Source organism: Hyphomonas atlantica corrig. (genome assembly GCF_000682715.1).
GTDB lineage: Bacteria > Pseudomonadota > Alphaproteobacteria > Caulobacterales > Hyphomonadaceae > Hyphomonas > Hyphomonas atlantica.
Window position 1 is genome coordinate 167437 of record NZ_AWFH01000062.1, and the last position, 6264, is coordinate 173700.

General features: G+C 53.6%; 5 protein-coding genes. 4 read left to right on the forward strand and 1 reads right to left on the reverse strand.

Annotation, left to right across the window (positions count from 1 at the left end; genetic code table 11):
• Positions 1 to 8: 8 nt before the first annotated feature.
• Both HY36_RS16785 and HY36_RS16790 read left to right on the forward strand, forming a co-directional pair.
• Positions 9 to 617, forward strand: a complete 609-nt coding sequence (locus tag HY36_RS16785) for a response regulator transcription factor (RefSeq protein ID WP_035555325.1) — start codon at positions 9 to 11, stop codon at positions 615 to 617.
• Positions 618 to 867: 250 nt separating this feature from the next.
• A complete protein-coding gene (locus HY36_RS16790; protein WP_155842014.1) occupies positions 868 to 1455 on the forward strand; it encodes a GNAT family N-acetyltransferase in 588 nt (195 codons plus the stop codon).
• Between the two features lie 24 nt (positions 1456 to 1479).
• Here HY36_RS16790 and HY36_RS17995 read toward each other — a convergent pair whose 3' ends face one another.
• Positions 1480 to 1941 carry a hypothetical protein gene (locus tag HY36_RS17995; RefSeq protein ID WP_155842016.1) on the reverse strand — a complete coding sequence of 154 codons (462 nt, stop codon included), beginning with the start codon at positions 1939 to 1941 and terminating at the stop codon, positions 1480 to 1482.
• Between the two features lie 292 nt (positions 1942 to 2233).
• Here HY36_RS17995 and HY36_RS16800 point away from each other — a divergent pair, with 292 nt between their 5' ends.
• Complete coding sequence (locus tag HY36_RS16800; protein ID WP_162176027.1) at positions 2234 to 5338, forward strand: amidohydrolase family protein; 3105 nt, start codon at positions 2234 to 2236, stop codon at positions 5336 to 5338.
• Between the two features lie 23 nt (positions 5339 to 5361).
• A complete protein-coding gene (locus HY36_RS16805; protein WP_162176028.1) occupies positions 5362 to 6201 on the forward strand; it encodes a formylglycine-generating enzyme family protein in 840 nt (279 codons plus the stop codon).
• Positions 6202 to 6264 lie beyond the last annotated feature (63 nt).

Consider the following 6264-nt stretch of genomic DNA (forward strand, 5'->3'; position numbering starts at 1 on the left):
TTACCGTAATGCGTATCCTTATCGCTGATGATCACGACCTTGTACTCGACGCCGTTCGATCACTTCTGGAGCATGAATTGCCAGACGCTGACATTTCAGTCGCTCGAAATGGCGATGACCTCCGTACATCGTTGGCGACTCAAGACCCGGAATTCGATCTCGCCCTTATTGATTTGCGCATGCCGGGCATCACAGGCGTTCAGGATATCAAGGACCTGATCGCAGAGTTTCCCGAACAAAGATTTGCAATCCTTTCAGGCGTAGCCGGTCAAATGGAAATCGCCGCCTTGATGGAGAGCGGCGCGCGCGGCTTCATACCGAAAACCATGCCCGGAGATGGCCTGGTTGCGGCCGTGCGCTTGATCCTGGCGGGACAAGTCTTCACACCAACTCAATCTGAAACCGATAGTGGCGCAGACGGTGCAGCTCTAACACCCAGAGAGCGGGAAGTTCTCTTCTGCCTGCAGCGTGGTGAATCAAACAAGCAAATCGCACGTGTACTGGATATTCAGGAGACGACCGTCAAACTTCATCTGAGGTCTCTGGCGCTGAAACTTGAGGCTCGCAACCGGACTGAAGTGGTTGTGAAGGCGATCCAGTCCGGCTTGATTGCGTGATACAGGATTTGGCGCTGCCTGAATCTTTTCATTTTGCGCATTCATGATACTCCTCATCGGGGTTCGGAACGCATTTCCTGCTATAGACAAAACTACCAACATTAAGACGAGTTCTGATCTTTTGACTCAATAGGACTTCGTTGAAAATTCGTCTTGAGACGATTTCGCTTCTAATTTAGGGGCACGACGAACAGGAAAGACGAAACGCATCACCGTGAATTCAGTATCAGCTCAGATCAAACTCAAGAATTTGTCCGATTGTCGAGAGAAGTTTGACGAGGCGTTTGAAATTTATGAAATTTCTCTTCCCGCAAGCGAACGAAAGTCTCGCACCGAGGTTCTCAGCCTTCTGGACAGAAAAGACTACAGGCTCACGATCGCAGAACTCGAATCCCATGTCGTAGGCATCTCGATCGTCTATGTATCACGCTTTTTCCCGATCAGCTTGCTAGACTATATGGCAACCAGCGAAGCATGTCGTAACACAGGTATCGGCAAATCAATGTTCGTCCACACATTGGCGACCAGCGCCGATCGACTGATGTTCGTTGAAGTCGAGGCTGAACACGGATCCGCTGGTGAACGAGAAATGCAGAGACGCAGACAAGCCTGGTACGCACGCCTTGGCTGCAGGAAAGTCGACGACATCGCCTATCACATGCCACAACTAAACGACGCGCCACCTCCGCCGCTGAACCTGTTGTACCACCCGAATGGCACAGAGACTGATCCAACACGCAGCCAGCTACGCAGTTGGATTTCAGACGTGTATTCAGGCGTGTATGGCCTCGACAATTGTGAAGAAGAAATCGAGGCCATGTTCCTGAGGGCAAGCTAGTCCTACAGAGTGAACGCCACTCGGCTACTCTGCCGGATCGTCGACAGCCGTATCGGTCACGATCTTCCAGACACCGTCTACCTTGCGCCACACCGTCACGTAGTTACCCGTTGTCTCTGGATCTCCATCAACGCTGAAACTTCCCCAGGTGACTCCCATATCGCCACTTGCAGACCCCATCGCACCGATCGGTTTCCAGTGAACAGGTGATGGCACCGTATCCAGTTGTCGCTCTGCCATGATCGCAGCCTCACCTGTGAGAAAGCCTTCGCCAGCTTCGAGCATGAACCCCTTGTCGAAATCCACGAACTTCTTCGAGGCAGCTTCATAACCGTATTCCAGATTGAACGCCTCATAGGCCATGTCCGCCTCCATTAGCTCCGCCTCAATCGTAGCCGGAGAGACAGGCGCACTGACGCACCCGACAATCGAAAGTACGGCACTGCCAAGGGCCATTGAACGAAGGGCTTTTGCGGTCTGTTTCATGAAGTTCTCCTGATTGCCGCGAAACTGTATCGCCGACAGAAGGAGATCCACACTGCGTTTTACGGCCTGAACGGTGCGCATACATCACCAGCCCATCGACAGTTTGCATCACTCAAGAACGAAATCCGGTGCTAGCCTCACAGCCGGAGGAAAATAAACTATGCGAATCCGTCACTTCATCCTCGCTGTCGCATGCAGTCTTCCGGGCGTTTTGTGCACAGCCAATGCCCAGACTGACGAGACAGAGACTAAGCCGAAAGTCGTCACACTCGAGCTTACAGAAGGCACTTGGATGAGCCTGGATGTAAGTCCTGATGGCGAAACCATCGTCTTCGACCTGCTGAATGATATCTATTCGATGCCCTCCACTGGGGGCACGGCCATCGCAATTCACGATGGATCCGTGACCCAACGCAGCCCTCAATTCAGTCCTGACGGTCAGTTCATCACGTATCTGAGTGATGAAAGCGGCGCAGACAATGTCTGGATATCAAAGGCCGACGGAACCGACGCTAGACAGATCACGCATGAAACACATGCCATGGTCGCCGGTCCGGCCTGGTCCTCTGATGGAAAGTCCATCGCAAGTGTAATTACCTATTCAGACATATTCCGTGTCCGAAATTCTGAAATTCACCTGTACGGCATTGATGACGGTTCAGAAGAAATTGTCGTACCTCCGCCGACGAGCGGAAAAGACGTACAGGAACCACGCTTCGCGCCGAATGGCCGTCACCTCTATTACACAGAGAGAATCGGCGGAGATCACTATGTTTACATGAACACAGGTTTGAAGAATTTCGCGATCAAGCGCTTGGATCTCGAAACCGGCGAAAGAAAGAAAGCCATTTCCGGTTTCGGGGGCGCCTCAACACCGCAGATCTCGCCGAATGGAAAATCCATCGCTTTCATCCGTCGCTTGGGCGCAAAGACAGTTCTGTTCGTAAAAGATCTGGAGTCCGGATATGAAGAGCCGATTTATCAGGATCTAGGGCGCGACTTGCACGGAGATTACCTTCCACAGGAGCATTATTACCCCTCCTTCGACTGGTTTCCTGACAGCCGTCACATTGCGATCTGGGCCAAGGGAAAGCTGCTGAAGATCGACACCCTGTCTGCACTGGCGGAAGAGATACCGTTTAATCTGAAGGCACGCCATGAATTGCAACCTGCAATTCGGGTGAAGCAGGATCTCGCGCCAGACCAGGTTCAAGTCCGCACAATTCGCCAACTCGCCCCGGATCCGGACGGTAGCTCGATAGTCTTCCGTGCAATGGGCAAGATCTGGGAAGTCGGGTCCAGCTCTCCTTCACGGCCATCTCGCCTGACGGATTCCATGGCCATGGAATCTGAACCAACATGGTCCCCCGACGGACATCAAATCGCATATGTAAGCTGGCAAGACCAAACTGGTAGTAAGTTGATCCTGCGGCATGCCGATACAGGCCAAGAGACGGTTCTTGCAGAAAGCCATGCGGTCATTCGAGAGCCGCAGTTCTCAAATTCTGGAGAACTGATCGCCTATCGGATCATGAGTCCCGACACAGCTTTCAACGCACCAGGGCCCGAGACAGGCATTTATCTCCTGAACCTGGCCGGAGGTAGTCCGAAATACCTGACGAAAGCCTCGGGCCTGTCAGTGTTCTCTCCCGATGATAGCAGACTCTTCTTTCTTGGAGAGCCGTCCTCATACGCGAAACGGTCATCTGTGTTGATGAGCATCACGCTCGACGGTAGCGACGTACAGGAACATGCCATTTCTGAAATGGCAGACATCCGGGACTTCTCCTTGAGCCCTGACCTGAAGTGGCTGGCGTTCAAGTCCAACAATCGCCCTTACGTCATGCCGTTCGACGTCAAGCCAGCCCCCGTAACCATCAACACGCCGGACAATGCCTCGGCTCGTCTGCTGAGTGATATTGGTGGATACGCTTTCAGATGGTCGAAAGACTCGTCCACACTCTTCTGGACGATGGGCGCAGAAATTCTTTCAACTACGCCCGCCGACAAGAGCGGCACGCCTCACTCCCTGACAATCAATATACAGCTGCCGGCAGACAAGCCTGAAGGCATAGTTGCGTTCGTTGGCGGCAAGATCGTTCCGATCGAAGGCGATGTTATCAAGAACGGTACTGTTGTTGAAGGAAACCGGATTGTCGCCGTCGGTCCGCGACGCAAGGTCAAGATTCCGAAAGACGCCACCCGGATCGACATCAGGGGCAAAGTCTTGATGCCTGGCTTCTTCGATGCGCATGGCCATATCGAATGTTGCTTCGATGCCGGCACTATGCCTCAGCAACACCCAACGCGTCTTGCCGCCCTCGCTTATGGCGTCACCACGAACTTCGATCCGTACTCCGAGGACCTTACTTCCTACGAAAGCGGTGAGATGACCATGACGGGAGAATTGGTCGGTCCGCGCTGGCTCAAATCTGGTCAGGTTGTTCACGGAGTGAAAGGACGCACCGCTGGTGTGTATCACCCACTTGCCTCTTTGGATGATGCTCGAAACGTCCTGAAGCGCCGCAAAGCGCTCGGCCCGTCAATTCTGAAAAGCTACAAGCTGTCGACAAGAGCTCAGCGTCAGCGCCTTCTCCAGGCGGCGAGAGAATACGACTTCATGGTTGATGGCGAAGGCGCCGGACAATTCTACACAAACATCGGGATGATTCTCGATGGACACACCAATCTTGAGCACAATCTTCCGGTTGCCACCTATTATGATGATCTTCAGCAGCTGATTGCTGCATCCGACGTCTCAATGACGCCAACACTGATCGTGACGTTCGGCGAGCTGTTTGGCGAAAATTACATCTACGAAAACGAAGACTCCTGGTCCCAGGACAAAGTCAAAGCCTTCATTCCCGACGTAAACAATGCGTATAACCCAATCACGGGCGAAAGTGGCACACCCCTGCATGTTCGCTGCATGCATTCGATCCATGTGTCAGATGAAATCTACGACATCGGATTCCGGTCAGTCGGTCGCTCCTTGACGAAACTGGCAAAAGCCGGCGCAACGGTGAATGTTGGCTCTCACGGTCAGGTTTCCGGGCTCGCCATGTATTGGGAGATGCTGCTCTTTGCGGAAAGCGGCATGGAACCGATGGAAATCCTGCGAGCCGCTACGATCAATGGCGCAAAGACCTACGGGCTTGACCATCAACTCGGGTCAATCACCCCCGGCAAGCTCGCAGACCTCATTGTACTTGACGAGGATCCGACCGAGGACATCCGCAATGCCAACAGCGTTCGGTATACAATGGTCAATGGGCGCCTCTACGATTCCCAAACCATGAACGAAATCGGAAATTATGACCGCCCCCGGAGCAAATTCTATTGGGAAATGAAGCCAACAAACGGAATAGATTGGAAATCCACATGGTCCGGCGAATAATTTCAACGACGTGCTTGGCATTGATGGCGATGACAGTTTCCGCCTGTTCGCAACCCGCGGGGTCGCCTTCTGGTGCAGAAATGGTGGTCATACCTGCAGCCAGTTTCGAGATGGGCGAGGCGATCGACTACGGATATGGAGAGATCGATGGACCCCGACACACCGTCGATATTCATAGGTCTTTTGCGTTAGCCAAGACAGAAGTGACGGTAGGCGAGTTCAGACAGTTCGTTGGAGCTACAGGGCACCTGTCCGAAGGCAAATGCAACATCTACACAGACGAGAAATCCTGGCACATCGATCCTGACCGAAACTGGGAGCGCCCCGGATTCACGCAAGCCGAAGATCACCCTGTCGTCTGCGTTAGCTGGGAAGATACACAAGCTTACGCATCCTGGCTGACGCAACAAACCGGGGAATCGTATCGCCTACCGTCGGAAGCAGAATGGGAATACGTGGCGGCATTTGGCGACATTGAAGGCGAGGACGGCGTCGTCGGGCACGACGAAGCAAATATCGGGTTGGTTGACTGCTGCGGCGGCAAAGCGGAAGGACGGGATGTCTGGATTGAAACCGCCCCCGTCGGGAGTTTTCCTTCCGACAAGTTCGGCATCCACGACATGCGAGGAAACGTCTGGGAGTGGCAAGCTGACTGTCATCAAGACAACTATGTGGGCGCGCCTGTCGATGGCTCCGCACGCACAGAATGCGACACGCCGGACAAACGCTCAATTCGTGGCGGCTCCTACGGCGATGCTGGCGACTATCTGTCACCGAGATATCGACTGCCCGGACCTAAGGATCAGGGATATTTCACTGTCGGCTTCCGGTTGGCCCACGACGTTCGCGAACCGCAACGGTGACCTGAGCGCACCAGCACATCAATATATCGCATCTGTTCCCCGTCAGCGACCATGAGACAGATC

What these genes read in the sequence shown, in the direction of transcription:
- HY36_RS16785 (WP_035555325.1), top strand. Translation starts at nt 9, where the DNA reads ATGCGTATCCTTATCGCTGATGATCACGACCTTGTACTCGACGCCGTT.
- HY36_RS17995 (WP_155842016.1), bottom strand. Translation starts at nt 1,941, where the DNA reads ATGAAACAGACCGCAAAAGCCCTTCGTTCAATGGCCCTTGGCAGTGCC.
- HY36_RS16800 (WP_162176027.1), top strand. Translation starts at nt 2,234, where the DNA reads ATGAGCCTGGATGTAAGTCCTGATGGCGAAACCATCGTCTTCGACCTG.
- HY36_RS16805 (WP_162176028.1), top strand. Translation starts at nt 5,362, where the DNA reads ATGGCGATGACAGTTTCCGCCTGTTCGCAACCCGCGGGGTCGCCTTCT.